This is a genomic window from Alloalcanivorax marinus, from assembly GCF_016906305.1.
In the GTDB taxonomy this organism is placed as follows: Bacteria; Pseudomonadota; Gammaproteobacteria; order Pseudomonadales; family Alcanivoracaceae; genus Alloalcanivorax; species Alloalcanivorax marinus.
The window spans coordinates 254148-271967 of record NZ_JADDOL010000001.1 but is presented as its reverse complement, the minus strand read 5'-3'; the positions used below and the strand labels follow the sequence as shown (position 1 = coordinate 271967).

Here is a 17820-nt window from a genome sequence, read left to right as displayed (position 1 = left end):
GACGGCCACCGGGCCGGAATCAAAGACCGAACAGGCTGCGTTTGCGGGTCTTGCGGATTTCCTTCTCGCCGGACCACTCGATGATGCCGCTCTGGATATTGAGCAGCTTCAGGGTGAACTTGTAGTAGACGTCCTTGGTGCTGTCGTCGCGCTTCACGATGGACGACAGATTGCCGTACAGCATGAACTCGGCGCCGACCTGGCGGCCCATCTGGGCGGCGGTGGACTGATCGACCATGCCGGAGTCCTGCTGGTATTCCAGCTGTTCGCGCACCCGGTCCACCACCGACATGTCCACGAACCGGAACTTGCCGGAATTGATCAGCTTGCTCTGGATGGTGTCGGTGATCGATTCGGTGTCGATGTGCTCGCTGGTCTTGTTCTTGACCCGGTCCACGAACATCACCGGGCGGCGGTCGCGGGTCATGTCGACCACGGGCGGAAACACCATCATGTCGTCCACCATCTTGGCGGCGATCATCTGCAGATCGGTGGAACCGAAGTCCGTGGTCACGGTTTCCCGCGCCTGGGCGTCGCCGTAATCCACCTTGGAAGCGCAGCCGGTGAGCAGCAGCGCGGTTGCCAGCACCGCCATGGACAGTACGCGAACCATTACCTTCTCCTTTTTCATGGGTTCCGGGCGCGATTATTCGCGAACCCAGATTTCGTAACGCACGGCGCTGGGATTGGGAGCCACCGCCTGCACATTGTTCTGGCTGCGGCCGGCCATCACCAGTTGTCGCCAGGGCTGGGATTCCGGCGCCACTTCAAAGCCGTCCTTGTCGAACCATTTGATCTTGTATTGAAAATCCAGTTCAGCCTTCCAGCCGTTTTCCAGGGTGGCCTGCACGTACATCAGGTCGCCCACGGTTTTTTCCCGCAGCCTTTCCACCGACAGGCGGTTGCCCAGCAGGGTGCTGTTGGAGTGCAGCACCACCTCACCGTCGTCGCCGGGGCGCGCCATGTTCGAGGTGGAACAGGCGGTCAGCGCCACCGCCAGCAGTACGGCGCCCAGCGGCGCGAGAATGGATTTCATAGCGGTCCCTCCTGAACGGGTAACACGCGGGTGATCAGGCCATCGGGCAGCGACACCACGTGAATCACGGTGAGCCCGCCTTCCACCACGGGCACGGTCAAACTAGCACCGCCCCCGGGCGTGCTCAACTGGAGACGCTGCTCACCGGGGGGCAATAACAGACGGGTGGCCTGGCCGTAGGCGGGCAGGCTCAGCCAGGCGCGCAGATCGGCCCGCTCGCTGACCAGATTGAACAGCTGGGTCAGCAGCGCGCCCACCGGCCCGAAATCGTCGTTGGCCTTTTTCTGCAGATTGTACTTGCCGGTGGCGCGCAGGGTCTGGCGCACCAGCATGCCGGGCAACTGTTCCTTGAGGTGTTTGGCGGCCAGGCCGCCCACGTCGGTGAGCACCTCGGTGCGTGCCGAGGCGCCTTGCGCGGTGACCGTCAGCGGCGCCGGGCGCGGCTTGTCGGCGGGGGAATAGGTCGGGAACGCCACCGCGAACAGCCCGTGGATGGTGGGGATCGGCAGGCTCAGCTCCCGGCGCGGCGGCACATAGCCCTGTTCGTAGAGCACCGCCACCATGCCCTGGCCACGGGGACGGTGGCCATCCTGGGCCCGGGACACCCGCGTCACGTCTTCCTTGAGCAGGTCCGATCCCGGGTGGATTTCCAGCGCCTTTTTATAGTCCACCAGAGCGTCGTTGTACTCGCCGTGGGCCTCCCAGAACAGGGCGGACAGATAGAAGGTCCAGGCGTTCTGGAAGCTGGCCTTGACGTCGCCGGCGGCGGCGTCCAGACCGGCGAAGTAGCCGTCGAAGCGCTCCGTGTCCAGGTCCGCCTGGTCCGCCTCCTTTTGCGCCTCGGCGATCTCCCGGTCGCGCCGGTTGGCGGCCACCCGCTGTTCGTTGGCGGCGGCGCGCAGTTCCACGGCGGTGCCGGTCACGTCCCCCTGCCGCCAGTAGTTCAGCGCCTGGTAGGCGTGGCTGTAAATGCGCTCGTAGTCCGGCGCCACATAGGGGCGGGCGTTGTCGTTGACCAGCAGGGCGCCGGCGTTGGCGGCCAGCCCGGAGGCGCGCAGGCGCGCCTGTTCGTCGGTGTCCCGGTAGTGGTCGATGGCGCGGGCGAAGGCGGAGCGGCTGGTGTCGATGTCGCCGTTGAGCTGCTCCACCCGGCCCAGCTCCTGCAGATAGAGCACGCCGTCGGCGCTGTCCACGCCCTTGTCCAGTAGCGCCACCGGGGCGGCGCCGGCGCCCAGGCCGTTTTTCCAGTCACGGGCCTGGTCCGGGTAGGGCTGAAACAGGGAGCGGGTGGCGCAGCCGGAGAGCAGCGCCGCGCCCAGCAGGCACAGCAGCGCGTGACGGGTGAACCACCAGATCAAGGGCGAGGCATCCTTATTCCCCAACGGCCAGACAGAAAAAAACCGGAGTGGGCAAGTTAGCCCGACTCCGGTTTCTTGTCGAGGCACCGGCGCGCCGAAAAGGCGCTAGAACAGCACCCGGGTGCGGATGGTGCCTTCGATGGTGCGCAGCTTGTCCAGGGCCAGCTGGCTGTAGCCCTTGTTGACGTCGATCACCACGTAGCCGATGTCCTGATTGGTTTGCAGGTATTGGCCGCAGATGTTGATGTCGTTCTCGGAGAAGATCGCGTTGATCTGGCTGAGAATGCCCGGGATATTCTTGTGGATGTGCAGCAGCCGGTGCATGTCCGGGTGCGACGGCAGGGCCACTTCCGGGAAATTCACGGCACTCAGGGTGGAGCCATTGTCGGAGTAGCGGATCAGCTTCTCGGACACCTCGGTGCCGATGTTCTCCTGGGCCTCATGGGTGGAGCCACCGATGTGCGGCGTCAGGATCACGTTGTCGAACTCGCGCAGCGGGCTGACGAACTCGTCGTCGTTGCCCTTCGGCTCTTCCGGGAACACGTCGATGGCCGCGCCCAGCAGATGGCCGTCCTGGATCGCCGCCGCCAGGGCGTCGATGTCCACCACCTTGCCGCGGGCATAGTTGATCAGGTAGCTCTTCGGCTTCATGGCGCGAATCTGCTCTTCCTGGATCATCCAGCGGGTGCCGGCGGTGTCCGGCACGTGCAGGCTGACCACGTCGGACAGGCTGAGCAGCTCATTGAGGCTTTGCACCTGGTGGGCATTGCCCAGCGGCAGCTTGGGCACCACGTCGTAGAAGTACACCTTCATGCCCATGGACTCGGCCAGCACCGACACCTGGGCGCCGATGTTGCCGTAGCCGACGATGCCCAGGTTCTTGCCACGGATTTCGTAGCTGTCCTTGGCGGACTTGAGCCAGCCGCCCCGGTGGGCCACGGCGTTCTTCTCGGGGATGCCACGCATCAGGTTGATGGTGTGGGCGATCACCAGCTCCGCCACCGAACGGGTGTTGGAGTAGGGGGCGTTGAACACCGGAATACCGCGCTTGAGGGCGGCGTTCAGGTCCACCTGGTTGGTACCGATACAGAAGCAACCCACGGCCATCAGCTTGTCGGCGGCCTCGAACACCTCCTCGGTGAGCTGGGTGCGCGAGCGAATGCCGATGAAGTGGGCGTCCTTCACGGCTTTCTTGAGGTCATCGCCGGTCAGCGCGGTGGGCAGCAGCTCGATGTTGCTGTAACCGTGCGCGTTCAGATTATCCACCGCGTTCTGGTGGACGCCCTCGAGCAGGAGAATACGGATCTTGTCCTTCTCAAGAGAGGTATTGGCCATGGGTGCTCTCGGTAGCGGGTTAAATGGGCGCGTATGGTATCATAGCCCGCCCCGGATGAGACCCATCCCGCTGATCGTTGTCTTCAAGTCGACTTGAACAAGCCTGGAGTTGCCTATGACCGCCCTGGCCCATGCCGCGCTGGACCAATTGACCGAGCTGCTCGGCAGCCGCTGCCTGACCGACGCGGAGAGCGCGGCGCGCTACGGGGTGGACTGGACCAAGGTGTGGGCGCCGGCGCCCTGCGCCGTGGTGCTGCCCGAGACCGCCGAGGAGGTCCAGCAGATCGTCGAGATCGCCAATGAGCACGGCCTGCCCCTGGTGCCCTCCGGCGGGCGCACCGGCCTGTCGGCGGCGGCGGTGGCCGCCGACGGTGAGCTGGTGGTGGCGTTCGACCGGATGAACAAGATTCTGGACTTCAACGAGTACGACCGGGCCGTCACCGTGCAACCCGGCGTGGTCACCCAGCAGCTCCAGGAGTTCGCCGAGCAGCAGGGCCTGTTCTATCCGGTGGACTTCGCCTCCACCGGCTCCAGCCAGATCGGCGGCAACATCAACACCAACGCCGGCGGCATCAAGGTGATCCGCTACGGCATGACCCGCGACTGGATTTCCGGGCTCAAGGTGGTCACCGGCCGGGGCGATCTGCTGGACCTGAACAAGGGCCTGATCAAGAACGCCACCGGTTACGACCTGCGCCACCTGTTCATCGGCTCCGAGGGCACCCTGGGCTTCGTGGTGGAGGCCACCGTGCGCCTGACCCGGGCGCCCCGGGATCTGACCGCCCTGGTGCTGGGCGCGCCGGGCTTCCGCGAGGTCATGAAGGTGCTGCACGCCTTCCAGAAGGACATCGACCTGACCGCCTTCGAGTTTTTCTCCGACAAGGCCATGGGCCATGTGCTGCAGCACGGCGTGGCGGCACCGTTCGACACCGAGTGTCCGTTCTACTGCCTGCTGGAGTTCGAGCAGCTGTCCGAGCAGGTCGGCGAGCGCGCCATGGAAATCTTCGAACACTGCGTGGAGCAGGGCTGGGTGCTGGACGGCGTGATGAGCCAGTCCCTGGGCCAGCTGCAGCAGCTCTGGCAGCTGCGCGAGCGGATCTCCGAATCGATCGCCCCGCACACCCCCTACAAGAACGATATCTCGGTGACCATTTCCAAGGTGCCGGATTTCGTCGAGGACGTGGACAAGGTGGTGCAGGACGCCTATCCGGATTTCGAGATCGTCTGGTTCGGTCATATCGGCGACGGCAACATGCACCTGAATATTCTGAAACCGGCGGACCTGGCCAAGGAAGAATTCTTCCAGCGCTGCGGCGAGGTCTCCAAATGGGTGTTCGAAATCGTGGCGCGCTACAACGGCTCCATTTCCGCGGAGCACGGTGTGGGCATGACCAAGAAGCCCTACCTGGGCTACTCGCGCAGCGAGGAGGACATCGACGCCATGAAGGCCATCAAGGCGGTGTTCGACCCCAACAACATCATGAATCCCGGGAAGCTGTTCGATGTCTGAGCGTTACGTACACCGCTGGATCGACGGGTCGGAAATGGATCTGCCGGTGGGCAAGATCGTCTGCGTGGGACGCAACTACGCGGACCATGCCCGGGAGCTCGGCAACGAGGTGCCGGATTCGCCGTTGCTGTTCATGAAGGGCGCCAATGCGCTGCGCACCCTGCACGAACCGCTGGCACTGCCGGAGGGGCAGGGCGAGGTGCACCATGAAGTGGAAATGGTGGTGATGATCGGCAAGCGCCTGAGCGGCGAAACCGATCTGGACGTGATCCGTTATTCCATCGCCGCCTACGGCGTGGGCCTGGATCTGACCCTGCGCGACGTGCAGGCGCGGCTCAAGGAAAAGGGGCAGCCGTGGGAGCGGGCCAAGGCGTTCGACGGCGCCGCGCCGGTGTCCGGGTTCGTGGACGCGCGCGGTGTTTCCGTGCGGCAGAATCTGGAAGTGTCCCTGGAGATCAACGGCGAGATGCGGCAGCACGGCCACACCGGCCAGATGCTGTTTCCCACCTTTGAATTGATCGCCGACATCAATCGGGTGTTTACCCTGGAGCCCGGCGACCTGGTGTTTACCGGCACTCCGGCCGGCGTGGGGCCGCTCAACGGCGGCGACAGTTTCACCGCCCGTCTCGGTAATATTCTTCAGGTGTTCGGGCGCGTGCAAGACGCCCCGTCACAACCGTAGGAGCGACTTCAGTCGCGATCGTTCCAGTGATCGCGGCTGAAGTCGCGCTTGCGGCAGGCTCTAGTCACCGATGTCCTCGTCGGTGTTGTCCTTGTCGAATTCCTTCACCGGGCTGTCTTCATCGCACTTGGGTTCGTGCATGAACGTGTTGGTCACATCCACCACACCCAGATGCTGAATGGTGCGACGGCCGATCAGCACCGGATAGATCATGTCGCTGCGGTTATCCAGGCCGAACTGCTCTTCATAGATGGTGTTGCCGAAACAGATTTTCATCAGCACCACCGGGCGGTCGTCCTTGCCGCCGGCGCCGCGCACGGTCAGATCCCGGTAGATCGGACGCTCGAAGGTTTCGCTGACCATTTCCTTGTCTTTCTGGTCTTCCACCTTGACCTTGAAGCGCACCCATTCCTCGCCGTCTTTCTCGAACCGCTCCACGTTCACCGCGTGCAGGGAAGAAGTCAGCGCACCGGTATCGAGCTTGGCCTTGACCTTGGCGCCCATGGGTTCCAGCGTGGCGTTTTCCACCCAGCCGAACACATTCTGAATCTCGGTGTTGGCCTGAGTGACCGAGGCGCCCAGAAGCAGGCCGATCACGATAAGAATCCGTCGCATAACATTCCTCATTGTAGTGTCAGGGTTGTTCCCGCAGGGCCAGCACACGGCGGCGCATGTCTTCCGCTTCGACCGCTTGCGGCGGCACCGGTTCACCGGCGCTGAGCACCACCCGCGACCAGAACCGCCGAGGCAGCCGGGTCAGCGCGCGTCCGCCCTTGTGGCTGAAGAAGCTACCCCATAGACCGGAAAGTGCCATAGGAATCACCGGCACGGGCGTTTCCTTTACAATTTTTTCCAGGCCATTGCGGAATTCACCCACCTCTCCGTCCGGTGTCAGCTGACCTTCCGGGAACAGGCACACCACCTGGCCGGCGGCCAGTTCCTCGCGAATACGACGAAAGGCTTCCTCATACACTTGCGGGTTGCGCGACTTGCCGTCGATGGGGATCGCCTTGCCGCCCCGGAAGATCAGATTCATCAGCGGCAGGTCGTAGATCGGCTTGAACATGACGAAGCGCGCCGGGCGCCGCACCGCGCCGCCGAGCAGCAGCGCGTCCACGTAGCTCACATGGTTGCACACCAGCAGGCAGGGGCCCTCGTCGGGAATGTTTTCCAGACCCTTGCGCTTGATCCGGTAGAGCACGTTGGTGAGCATCCATACCAGCAGGCGGATCAGAAACTCCGGCACCACCGTGTAAATGTAGGCGGCCACCACCACGTTGAGCAGCGCCAGCACCAGGAAGAACTGGGGCACGGTGAGATCCAGCAGCCCCACCAGCACGATACCGGCGGCGGCGGACAGCACCATCAGCAAGGCATTGAGAATGTTGTTGGCGGCGATGATGCGGGCCAGATGGCGCGGGTCCGAACGCTGCTGAATGAACGCGAACAACGGCACGATATAGAAACCGCCGAACACGCCAATGCCGAGCAGGTCCACCAGCACCCGCCAGCCGGCGGGGGCCTGCAGGAAGGCGCCGATGCCCAGCTCCACGCCCTTGGGCAGGCCGGCGTAGGAGAAGAACAGATCCACCCCGAACAGGCTCAGACCGATGGAACCCAGCGGCACCAGCCCCAGCTCCACCTGGCGGCCGGACAGCTTCTCGCACAGCCAGGAGCCCAGGCCGATTCCCACGGAAAAGGTGCCCAACAGCAGTGCATAAAGACCGTCGGTGCCGAGCAGATAATCGTCCACGTACACCTTGAGCTGGGTGGTGTAGGCGGCGCCCAGAAACCAGAACCAGGAAATGCCCAGCACGCACATCCATACCGACTTCACCTCGCGGGCGTAGCCGACGATGCGCCAGGTCTCCTTCCACAGGTTCCAGTTCAGGCGGCTGCCCGGGTCCGCCGCCGGCGCCGACGGAATGCCCCGCGCCGCCAGGTAACCCAGCAGCGCCAGGCCCACCACGGCGGTGGAAACAATGGCCGGGCTGGCGGCGTCCATCTTCAGCAGCACGCCGGAAATGGAACCCAGCAGAATCGCCAGGAAGGTACCCATCTCCACCAGGGCATTGCCGGTGACCAGTTCCCGGGGGCCCAGATGCTGGGGGATGATCGCGTACTTGATGGGTCCGAAGAAGGTGGACTGCAGCCCCATGAGGAACAGCACCGCCAGCAGAAAATAGACGCTGCTGAAAAAGAAGCCGGCGGCGGCGCAGCCCATGATCAGCACCTCCGCGAACTTGATGCGCCGCACCAGCATGGCCCGGTCGTACTTGTCCGCCACCTGCCCGGCCAGGGCGGAGAACAAAAAGAACGGCAGAATGAACAGCGCCAGGGCCACGTTGTTGAGGGTGTTCACTTCGGTGCCGGCCACCACGCCACTGGCGATCAGCAGGATCAGCGCCTGGCGGAACACGTTGTCGTTGAAGGCCCCCAGAAACTGGGTGAAAAAGAACGGCCCGAAGCGGCGCTTCCCGAGCAGCGAAAAAGTCCCTTCCTTCATGAGCGCGCTCCTTTCCGGTCGCCCCGCGGTCGGTGATCGGTGGTGACGGACCAGTCCGCCAGATAATGACGCAGCAGCGAGTCCACCATTTCCCGGGGATCCACGTCGCCGGCCACGTCCAGTTTGTCGCCCAGATACAGCACGCAGATGCCGTGCAGGCTGCCCCACAACGTGCGCGCGCCGAGCAGACGCTCGCGTTCGGTGGCCCAGGGCGCCAGCCGCTCCAGCTGCTGCTCCACCATCAGGAACAGGCTGCGGGTACGCCGCTGATACCAGGCCGGCACCGGCGCCCCCTGGTTCATGCGGTGCTCGAACACCAGTTGCCAGAGCGGGGTCTGCGCCCGGGACAGCTCCAGATAATGGTGGGCCATGGCGGTCAGGGCGGCCTGCGGGTTCTCCATGGTGGCGGCGGCATCCATGCGGTCCAGCAGGGTGTCCAGGGTGTCCGCGTTGACGTGCAGGATCAGGTCATCCAGGTTGTCGAACAGGTGGTAGAGCATGGCCGGGGCATAGCCCAGCCGCCGCGCCACCTCGCGGACACTGAGCTTTTCCAGGCCCTGCTCGGCCACCAGGGTGCGCACCGTGCCGATGGCCAGGGCGCGCAGTTCCGGTTTGCTGTGTTCGTTGCGTCGTGCCATGGCGGATCCCGTCCGTCGCCTGAAGAATCGATGGCGGGCATTATAACGATGATTGGTGAACAGTGTTCAAGAGAAAAATAGGGGCGCCCGTCTCAAACCTCCACCGGCGCCCCGGGCCGGCGGCCGATGGGCCGTGCCGGGTTGCCGGCGACGAGGGTCCAGGGCGGCACGTCCCGGGTCACCACCGCCCCCATGCCGACCACCGCGTGGTCGCCGATGGTGACGCCGTCCACCACGCCGGCCCGGGCCCCCAGCCAGACGTCGCGGCCGATCACGATGCCCCGGGAGGTCACCGGCTGTTCACGGACCAGGCGCTCCGCGCGCAGGCCGTGGTCGAAGGCGTACAGCGTGGCATAGGCGGCGATGCGGGTATGGTCGCCGATGACGATGCCGGCGGCGCCGCCTTCCAGGGTGACATGGTGATTGAGGCTGACGTGCTCTCCCAGGGTCAGCGGGCCGTGCAGCACGCAGTCGGCGGCGATGTGGGTGTGATCGCCGATCACGATGTCACGGCCCGGTTCGGCGAACAGGCGCGCCTGGGGCGCCACAAAACAGTGCGCGCCGAAGCGCACCGTCTCCAATCTGGACCACTCCTCCTGCAGCGCCCGCTGCCAGGGTTCCGCCCAGGCCCGGTGGCGCGGCTTCAGACGCGGGTACAGCCAGGGCATATAGGCCAGGCGCTGCTTGTGCTGATCGCGGTAGGGGTCGGTCATCGGCGTACGGGGTGATGGGCGGACCCCGCATGCTACACGAATCGAAGGGTTGGATGATCGCGACTGAAGTCGCTCCTACGGGGAGCGGAGGGGCGGCCTCCGTCGCGACGATCCGGCTCAGGCGGCGGCGGGCACCACCCGGGACGCGAAATGGCCGAGCAGGGACGACGCCTGCGGGCATTCGCGCACCCGGGGCAGGGCGTCGTCCACCTGCTGGTCCGAGAGCAAGGCGCCGCGCTGGGCCTGCAGATAGGCCCGGGTCACATCGGCGCTGAATTCCGGATGGAACTGGCAGCCCCAGACCTGGTGGCCGTAGCGAAACGCCTGGCAGCTGTCGTGGCCGTTGCTGGCCAGCACGTCCACGCCGGGCGGCGCCACCAGCACCGACTGTCGGTGCATCATCTGCGCCCAGGGCTGGTCCCAGAGGCCGGCGAACAGGGCGTCGGTGCGCGCCGCCGCCGTGAGCCGCAGGGCCACCGTGCCCGCTTCCATGCCCAGCGGGTGGTTGTCCACGTCGCCGCCCAGGGTTCGCGCCAGCAGTTGATGCCCGAAGCAGATGCCCAGCATCGGCGGCGCCTCGGCAAGGCCCAGGGTGTCCTCCAGCCAGCGCATCAGCCGGCGCATCCAGGGCGCCTCCTCGGTGAGCATGGAATGGGAACCGGTGATCACCACGCCGGCGGCTTCCGCCGGGTGGGGCAGGGCGTCGCCGTCCAGGGCGTCCACCACGCGGACCGGGGTATGTTCGCCCAGGCCACTGCTTATCCAGTGTTCGAAATCCCCGTAGTGCTGCCGCAGGGTCGGGAAGGTGGAGCCGGTTTTCAGAATCAGTACAGGTTTCATGGGTGCCTCCGTTCAGAAGGTTCCCCAGCAAAGGGCGTACCAGCTTCGGTGAAGGGCATGTAAAAGCTGCGCCCCGGTGCCCGTTCTGTGATTCAGGCCAGATCCCGGTGCCGCGGGCAGCTCACCAGGTGGTCGTTGACCAGGCCGGCGGCCTGCATGAAGGCGTACATGATGGTGGGGCCGACAAAGCGGAAGCCGCGCTTTTTCAGGTCCTTGCTCATGGCCTCGGCGGTGGGCGTCACCGCCGGCACCTCGGCCAGGCTTTGGAACCGGTTGACGCGCGGCTCGCCGTCCACGAAGTCCCAGAGCAGCGCCACCGGGTCGATGCCCGCTTCTTGCAGGTCCAGCCAGGCGCGGGCGTTGTCCACCGCCGCGCGCATCTTCAGCCGGTTGCGGATCAGGCCCGGGTCCTGCAGCAGGCCGGCCACCTTGGCGTCGTCGTAGCGCGCCATCCGGCGCGGGTCGAATCCGTCCATGGCGCGGCGGTAGTTTTCGCGCTTGCGCAGCACCGTGATCCAGCTCAGACCCGCCTGGGCGCCTTCCAGGATCAGGAATTCGAACAGCCGGTCGGCATCGCGTTCGGGCACGCCCCATTCGTTGTCGTGGTAGGCCACGTAGAGCGGGTCGGTGCCGCACCAGGGGCAGCGTTCCATGGGTGAAACCCTCCTCGGAAGAACCGGAGCACGGTATCACCGGCCCCTGGGGGACGCTATACTTGCCCCCCTCATTTTCAATGCTCGGCGATCGGAACGAACAACGGGAATCACCATGGCGGATCAACCGCAAGCGGACGTAAGCACCTTCCAGGGCCTGATTCTGGCCCTGCAGCAATACTGGGCCCGACAGGGCTGCGTGGTCGTGCAGCCCCTGGACATGGAAGTGGGCGCGGGGACCTTTCACCCCAGCACCTTCCTGCGCGCCATCGGCCCGGAGAACTGGAACAGCGCCTATGTGCAGCCCTCGCGGCGGCCCACCGACGGCCGTTACGGCGAGAACCCGAACCGGCTGCAGCATTACTACCAGTTCCAGGTGGTGCTTAAACCGTCGCCGGACAACATCCAGGAACTGTACCTGGATTCCCTGCGCCAGCTCGGTTTCGATCCGCTCACCCACGATATCCGCTTCGTCGAGGACAACTGGGAATCGCCCACCCTGGGCGCCTGGGGCCTGGGCTGGGAAGTGTGGCTCAACGGCATGGAGGTGACCCAGTTCACCTACTTCCAGCAGGTCGGCGGCATTGATTGCTACCCGGTCACCGGCGAGATTACCTACGGCCTGGAACGGCTGGCCATGTACATCCAGGGCGTGGATTCGGTCTACGACCTGGTGTGGTCCCGGGGCCCGTCCGGCACCGTCACCTATGGCGACGTGTTCCTGCAAAACGAGGTGGAGATGTCCACCTTCAACTTCGAATACGCCAATGTGGAAGCGCTGTTCGGCCAGTTCGATCTGTTCGAGGCGGAGTCCACCAAGCTGATCGAAGCGGGCCTGCCGCTGCCCGCCTATGAATATGTTTTGAAAGCCTCCCACACCTTCAACCTGCTGGACGCGCGCAAGGCGATCTCGGTCACCGAACGCCAGCGTTTCATCCTGCGCGTGCGCACCCTGGCCCGGGCCGTGGCCCAGGCCTATTTCGACGCCCGCCGCAAGCTGGGCTTCCCGATGGCCGACGCGGACATCCGCGAGGAAGTGGAAGCCCAGCTCCGGCAACAGGATCAGAAGGCGGCGAAGAAACAGAAGGGGGGCAAACAATGAGCCAGCAACGGGATCTGTTGATCGAACTGGGCACCGAGGAACTGCCGCCCAAGGCCCTGCCGGCCCTGAGCGCCGCCCTCACCGAGGAGCTGGTGCGCCAGCTTGACGACGCCGGCCTCGGCCATGGCGCCGTGGAAAGCTTCGCCGCGCCGCGCCGCCTGGCGGTGCTGGTGCGCGACCTGGAAGCCCGCCAGCCGGACCGGCAGGTGGAGCGTCTGGGCCCGGCGGTGCAGGCCGCCTTCGACAAGGACGGCAACCCCACCAAGGCCGCCGAGGGCTTCGCCGCCTCCGTGGGCCTGACCGTGGACCAGCTGGACCGCCAGCAGACCGACAAGGGCGAGCGCCTGTTCGCCCGGCTGGAGGAATCCGGCCGCGCGGTCACCGAGCTGGTGCCGGAATTCGTGACCCAGGCGGTGAACAAGCTGCCGATTCCCAAGCGCATGCGCTGGGGACGCCGCAAGGTGCAGTTCGTGCGCCCGGCCCATTGGCTGGTGGCCCTGTTCGGCACCGAGGTGATCGAGTTCGAGCTGCTGGATCAGCAAGCCGGCCGCGCCTCCTACGGCCACCGCTTTCACGCGCCGGACGCCATCGAACTGGCCGAGGCCGGGGACTATGCCACCCGCCTGGAGCAGGACGGCAAGGTGATCGCCGACTTCGCCCGCCGCCGGGAGCTGATCCGCCAGCAGGCGGAACAGGCCGGCCGCGATGCCGGTGGCGAGGCGCGTATCGACGACGATCTGCTCGACGAGGTCACCGCCCTGGTGGAATGGCCGGTGGCTCTGGCCGGTCGCTTCGACGAGGACTTCCTGCGCGTGCCCCAGGAGGCGCTGATCAGCGCCATGGAAGAGCACCAGAAGTATTTCTCGGTGCTGGACGCGGACGGCAAGCTGACGCCCACCTTCATCACCATCAGCAATATTCAGTCCCGCGATCCCCAGCAGGTGATCGCCGGCAATGAGAAGGTGATCCGCCCGCGCCTGGCGGACGCCGCCTTCTTCTACGACAACGACTGCAAAAAACCGCTGGAGCAGCACGCCCGGGGCCTGGCCCAGGTGGTGTTCCAGCAGCGGCTCGGCACGCTCGCCGACAAGTGCGAGCGCATCGGGGCCCTGGCCGGCGTGATCGCCGGTCATATTGGTGGCGACGAGCAACTGGCGCGCCGCGCCGGCGCGCTTTGCAAGGCCGATCTCAACAGCGAGATGGTCTACGAGTTCGACACCATGCAGGGCATCATGGGCTACTACCTGGCCCGCAACGAAGGGCTGCCGGAGGAACTGGCGGAGGCGCTGCACGAGCAGTACCTGCCACGCTTCGCCGGCGACAGCCTGCCGAACACCAAGACCGGGCAGGCGGTGTCCCTGGCGGACAAGATCGATACCCTGGTGGGCATCTTCGGCATCGGCCAGACGCCCACCGGCACCAAGGACCCCTACGCGCTGCGCCGGGCCACCCTGGGCATTCTGCGCATCATTATCGAAGGCGGTCTGGATCTGGATCTGCGCGACCTGCTGGCCCAGGCCGCGGAGCAGCTGGAAGGCCGCATCGACGCCGGTCAGGTGGACGAGGCGTTCGAGTTCGTGAAGGGCCGCTACCGGGCCATGTACCAGGAGCAGGGCATCGCCACCCCGGTGATCCTGTCGGTGCTGGCCATCGACGACGCCTGCCGCCGGCCGCTGGATTTCGACCGCCGGGTGAAGGCGGTGGCCGCCTTCCGCCAGCGCGAGGAAGCCGCCGCCCTGGCCGCCGCCAACAAGCGGGTGTCCAATATTCTCGCCAAACTGGACGAGGCGCCGCCGGAGGAAATCGACGGCGCCCTGCTGGAAGACGAAGCGGAGCAGACCCTCACCAATCTGGTGGTGGACGCCTACGAACGCAGCGAGCCGCTGCTGGAAGCGGGCGACTACGAGGCGGTGCTGGCCCTGCTGGCGGAACTGCGCGAGCCGGTGGACGCCTTCTTCGACACCGTCATGGTGATGGCCGAGGACCCGGCGGTGCGTGGCAACCGCCTGGCCCTGCTCAGTTTCCTGCGCGATCTGTTCCTGAACGTGGCCGACATCAGCCTGCTGCAGGAGTAGACGCACCCAGGTAGGCGTCCGCCAGCTCCGGGCTGGCGGCGATCTCCCGGGCGGTGCCCTCGGCCATCACCCGGCCGCCTTCGATCACGTAGGCGCGGTCCGCCAGGGACAGGGCCAGCGCCGCCATCTGGTCCACCAGCACGATGGTCATGTTTTCCCGGCGCAGCTGATCCAGCGCCGCGAACAGTTCATCGATGATCTTCGGCGCCAGCCCCAGGGACGGCTCGTCCAGCAGCAGCACCCGGGGCCGGCTCATCAGCCCCCGGGCCACCGCCAGCATCTGCTGCTCACCGCCGGACAGCAGACCGGCGCGCTGATGGCGCCGCTCGCGCAGCCGCGGGAAGCGCTCGAACATTTCCTCCAGGCGCGTCTCCCGGTCCGCCGGACATAGGAAGGCGCCCAGGCGGATGTTGTCCTGCACCGACAGCTCCGGAAACACCTGCCGCCCCTCCGGCACCAGCACCAGACCCTGACGCACGATGGCCTCGGCGGGCATTTTTTCCAGCGCCTGGCCGTCCAGATGCACACCACCGGCCTGCACCGGATGGAGCCCGGCCAGGGCGCGCATCAAGGTGGATTTGCCGGCGCCGTTGGCGCCCAGCAGCGCCACCATTTCCCCCTGGCGCACCTTCAGGCTGATGCCGTGCAGCACCGGCTCGGCGCCGTAGCCGGCCACCAGCTTGTTGACGCCCAGCCATTCCGGGCCGGTGCGCGGCGGCCGCGCCGCCACCGGCCGCGCGTCACCCAGATCCTCGCCCAGATAGGCCCGGCGCACCGCCGGGTCGGCACGCACCTGCTCCGGTTTGCCGGCGGCCAGCAGGCGGCCGGTGTCCAGCACCACCACCTGATCGGACACCCGCATCACCAATTCCATATCGTGCTCCACCACCATCACCGCCACGCCGGCGTCGGCAATGGCGCGCAGCAGCGCCGCCAGCCGGTCGGTGTCTTCCCGGGACAGGCCCGCCGCCGGTTCGTCCAGCAGCAGGGCGTCCGGGTCGGTGGCCAGGGCGCGGGCGATTTCCACCAGCCGCCGGTCCACGTGGGGCAGTTGCGAGGCGGGCACGTCCAGCGGCCCTTGATAGCCGCAGAACGCCAACAGACCGGCGGCCCGTTGGCGTGCCGCCCTGGACAGATAGCGGCGCGCGCCGAGCAGGTTGCCGAGCCGGCCCCGGCAGGCGGCCAGGGCCACGTTGTCGGCCACCGACAGGGTGTCGAACAGCTGCGAGGTCTGATAGGTGCGGGCCACGCCGTGGCGGGCGATGCGGAAGGCGCGCCCGGCGCCCAGGGTGCGTTCACCGAGGGCGAAGTGGCCGGCGGTGGGCGGGTAGAAGCCGCTCACCATGTTCAGCACCGTGGTCTTGCCGGCGCCGTTGGGGCCGATCAGGCTGGTCACCGACGCCGCCGGCACTTCCATGGTCAGGTCGCTGACCGCGCGCACGCCGCCGAAGGTCATGCTCAGGCCGTTCAGACGCAGCCCCTGGCGCGGACGCTCGGACAGCGAGTGGCCGGCGCCGGCGGTCACCACCCGCGCCCGGGGCGCGCCGCCCGCGCCACGCAACCGGGCCAGTAAATCCGCGCCCAGGCCGATCAGACCGTTGGGCGCCACCAGCAATACCACCAGCAACAGGCCGCCGAAGAACAGCAACCGGTAGGCCTCCAGGGTGGCCAGCAGTTCCGGCAGCATGCCCAGGATGGCGGCGCCGATCACCGGCCCGATCACCGAACCGGCGCCCCCCACGATCACCACCAGCACGAACAGGATCGACTGCATGAAACTGAAGGTGTCCGGCGTCACGAAGCCGGCCAGCGGCGCGAACAGGCCGCCGGCCAGACCAGCCAGACCCGCCGACACCATGAACGCCACGGTCTTGATCACCAGCGGTCCCAGGCCCACCGACTCGGCGGCGGTTTCACTGTCCTTCACCGCGCGCATGGCGGCGCCCCAGGTGCCCCGGGCCAGCAGCGTATAGGCCACCAGTGACGTCGCCAGGGTAAGCAGCGCCAGCACCGCCACGGTTTGTTCAATACTCCAGTCCGCGCTCAAGGTCGGCGCGGCGATGCCCATGATGCCGTTCTGGCCACCGGTGAGCGCTTCCATTTCGATAATGGCGTGCTGAACGATAAAGCTGAACGCGATGGTGACCATGGCCAGGTAGGGCCCTTTCACCCGCAGGGCGGGCAGGGCCAGTATCAGACCGGCCACGGTGGCCACCAGCGCGCCGGCCAGCCAGGCCGGCCAGAACGACCAGCCCGCCTGGCTGGTGAGGATCGCCACGGTATAGGCACCGATGGCATAGAAGCCCACATGGCCGAAGGAAATCTGCCCGGTGAGGCCGAGCAATACGTTGAGGCCCACGCCGACAATGGCGATCAGCGCCACATTGGCCAGCACGTAGACGTAGTAACTGTTGAGAAAGAAGACCATCACCAGGGCGGCGACCAGCACCGCCAGGCCGGCCGGAATCGACAGGCGCTTCATACCTTTTTCACCTCCGCGCGGCCGAACAGGCCGTTGGGGCGCAGGGCCAGGGCCACGATCACCAGCGCGAAGGTGATGATGTGGGTGTAGCCGGAACCCAGAGTCATGGTGATCACGCTTTCCGCCACGCCGAACAGCAGGCCGGCGATCATCACCCCCCAGGCACTGGTGATGCCCCCCAGGATGGCCACGGAGAACGCCTTCAGACCGAACAGGGTGCCCATGTCCGAATTCACATTGGCCAACGGCGCGATCATCATGCCGGCCACGCCGGCCAGCACCGTGGACAGGGCGAAGGCGCCGGCCACCGCGCGGCCGATGGGAATGCCCATCAGCCGGGCGGCGTCGCGGTTCTGGCTGGTGGCCAGCAGCGCGCTGCCCCAACGGGTGCGGCGCGCCACCAGATGCAGGGCGGCGGCCAGCGCCAGCCCCACCAGCGGAATGATCAATTGCAGCGGGTAGACGCCCAGGCCCAGCCCGCCCACTTCCACCGGCGACACCGCCAGGGAAGAGGGCAGGCTGCGCGGCTCCTTGCCGAAGGTGTGCATCACCACGTTGTCCAGCACGATGCCCAGGGCCACCGTGGACATCAGCCAGGCGTCGGAGCCGCGGCGCACGAACGGCCGCACCGCCAAACGCTCCACCAGCAGGCCGTACACCGCGCACAGCGCCAGCGCCGCCGGTACCGCCAGCTCGATGGGCCAGCCCAGGGTCTGGGCGAAGGTGTAGCAGAGCACCGCCCCCAGCATCATCGAGCTGCCCTGGGCGAAGTTCACCGTGCCCGAGACCGCGAAGGTGATGTAGAAGCCCAGGGCCATGAGACCGTACATGCTGCCCATGCCCAGGCCACTGATCAGCGCCGATACCAGCTGCGTGTCCATAGTGTTTCC

16 protein-coding genes are annotated in these 17820 nt (G+C 66.3%); 4 read left to right on the top strand and 12 right to left on the bottom strand.

Features of this window, described 5'->3' with window-relative positions:
- Nucleotides 1–19 precede the first annotated feature (19 nt).
- The 4 genes from lpoB to serA form a co-directional block, all read right to left on the bottom strand.
- The gene (gene lpoB, locus IM760_RS01290) at nucleotides 20–613 is read right to left on the bottom strand and encodes a penicillin-binding protein activator LpoB (RefSeq protein WP_204426737.1); all 594 of its coding nucleotides are present in this window, start codon (nucleotides 611–613) and stop codon (nucleotides 20–22) included.
- 33 nt (nucleotides 614–646) lie between these two features.
- A complete protein-coding gene (locus tag IM760_RS01285) occupies nucleotides 647–1036 on the bottom strand; it encodes a YcfL family putative periplasmic lipoprotein (protein ID WP_204426736.1) in 390 nt (129 codons plus the stop codon).
- Nucleotides 1033–2394, bottom strand: a complete 1362-nt coding sequence (locus IM760_RS01280; protein WP_228232730.1) for a COG3014 family protein — start codon at nucleotides 2392–2394, stop codon at nucleotides 1033–1035. The genes IM760_RS01285 and IM760_RS01280 overlap by 4 nt, the downstream gene beginning before the upstream one ends.
- Nucleotides 2395–2499: 105 nt before the next feature.
- Nucleotides 2500–3729: a phosphoglycerate dehydrogenase gene (gene serA / locus IM760_RS01275; RefSeq protein WP_204426735.1), complete on the bottom strand. Its 1230-nt coding sequence runs from the start codon at nucleotides 3727–3729 to the stop codon at nucleotides 2500–2502.
- Between the two features lie 115 nt (nucleotides 3730–3844).
- On the opposite strand from serA, the gene IM760_RS01270 reads away from it, so the two are divergent.
- Together IM760_RS01270 and IM760_RS01265 are read left to right on the top strand one after the other, a co-directional pair.
- Nucleotides 3845–5239, top strand: a complete 1395-nt coding sequence (locus IM760_RS01270) for an FAD-binding oxidoreductase (protein ID WP_204426734.1) — start codon at nucleotides 3845–3847, stop codon at nucleotides 5237–5239.
- Nucleotides 5232–5921 (top strand): fumarylacetoacetate hydrolase family protein, encoded by a 690-nt coding sequence (locus IM760_RS01265; RefSeq protein WP_204426733.1) that lies wholly within the window; start codon nucleotides 5232–5234, stop codon nucleotides 5919–5921. Before IM760_RS01270 ends, IM760_RS01265 begins: the two co-directional genes overlap by 8 nt.
- Before the next feature lie 60 nt (nucleotides 5922–5981).
- Here IM760_RS01265 and rloA3 read toward each other — a convergent pair whose 3' ends face one another.
- The 6 genes from rloA3 to IM760_RS01235 form a co-directional block, all read right to left on the bottom strand.
- Nucleotides 5982–6536: a retropepsin-like aspartic peptidase RloA3 gene (gene rloA3, locus IM760_RS01260; protein WP_228232727.1), complete on the bottom strand. Its 555-nt coding sequence runs from the start codon at nucleotides 6534–6536 to the stop codon at nucleotides 5982–5984.
- 19 nt (nucleotides 6537–6555) lie between these two features.
- On the bottom strand, nucleotides 6556–8427 hold the full coding sequence (locus IM760_RS01255) for an MFS transporter (protein ID WP_204426731.1): 1872 nt from the start codon (nucleotides 8425–8427) through the stop codon (nucleotides 6556–6558).
- On the bottom strand, nucleotides 8424–9065 hold the full coding sequence (locus IM760_RS01250) for a TetR/AcrR family transcriptional regulator (protein ID WP_204426730.1): 642 nt from the start codon (nucleotides 9063–9065) through the stop codon (nucleotides 8424–8426). Before IM760_RS01250 ends, IM760_RS01255 begins: the two co-directional genes overlap by 4 nt.
- 92 nt (nucleotides 9066–9157) lie before the next feature.
- Nucleotides 9158–9778 carry an acyltransferase gene (locus IM760_RS01245; protein WP_204426729.1) on the bottom strand — a complete coding sequence of 207 codons (621 nt, stop codon included), beginning with the start codon at nucleotides 9776–9778 and terminating at the stop codon, nucleotides 9158–9160.
- 117 nt (nucleotides 9779–9895) lie between these two features.
- Nucleotides 9896–10618, bottom strand: a complete 723-nt coding sequence (locus tag IM760_RS01240) for a glutamine amidotransferase (RefSeq protein ID WP_204426728.1) — start codon at nucleotides 10616–10618, stop codon at nucleotides 9896–9898.
- Between the two features lie 92 nt (nucleotides 10619–10710).
- A complete protein-coding gene (locus IM760_RS01235) occupies nucleotides 10711–11271 on the bottom strand; it encodes a DNA-3-methyladenine glycosylase I (RefSeq protein WP_204426727.1) in 561 nt (186 codons plus the stop codon).
- 115 nt (nucleotides 11272–11386) lie between these two features.
- Here IM760_RS01235 and glyQ point away from each other — a divergent pair, with 115 nt between their 5' ends.
- Nucleotides 11387–12373 carry a glycine--tRNA ligase subunit alpha gene (gene glyQ, locus IM760_RS01230; protein WP_204426726.1) on the top strand — a complete coding sequence of 329 codons (987 nt, stop codon included), beginning with the start codon at nucleotides 11387–11389 and terminating at the stop codon, nucleotides 12371–12373.
- Entirely contained in the window at nucleotides 12370–14448 is a 2079-nt protein-coding gene (gene glyS, locus IM760_RS01225; protein WP_204426725.1) for a glycine--tRNA ligase subunit beta, read from the top strand. The genes glyQ and glyS overlap by 4 nt, the downstream gene beginning before the upstream one ends.
- Here the strand turns inward: glyS and IM760_RS01220 are convergent.
- Complete coding sequence (locus IM760_RS01220) at nucleotides 14429–16930, bottom strand: branched-chain amino acid ABC transporter ATP-binding protein/permease (RefSeq protein WP_204426724.1); 2502 nt, start codon at nucleotides 16928–16930, stop codon at nucleotides 14429–14431. The two genes, glyS and IM760_RS01220, sit on opposite strands and share 20 nt — an antisense overlap.
- Nucleotides 16927–17811 (bottom strand): branched-chain amino acid ABC transporter permease, encoded by an 885-nt coding sequence (locus tag IM760_RS01215; protein WP_204426723.1) that lies wholly within the window; start codon nucleotides 17809–17811, stop codon nucleotides 16927–16929. The genes IM760_RS01220 and IM760_RS01215 overlap by 4 nt, the downstream gene beginning before the upstream one ends.
- Between the last annotated feature and the right edge of the window lie 9 nt (nucleotides 17812–17820).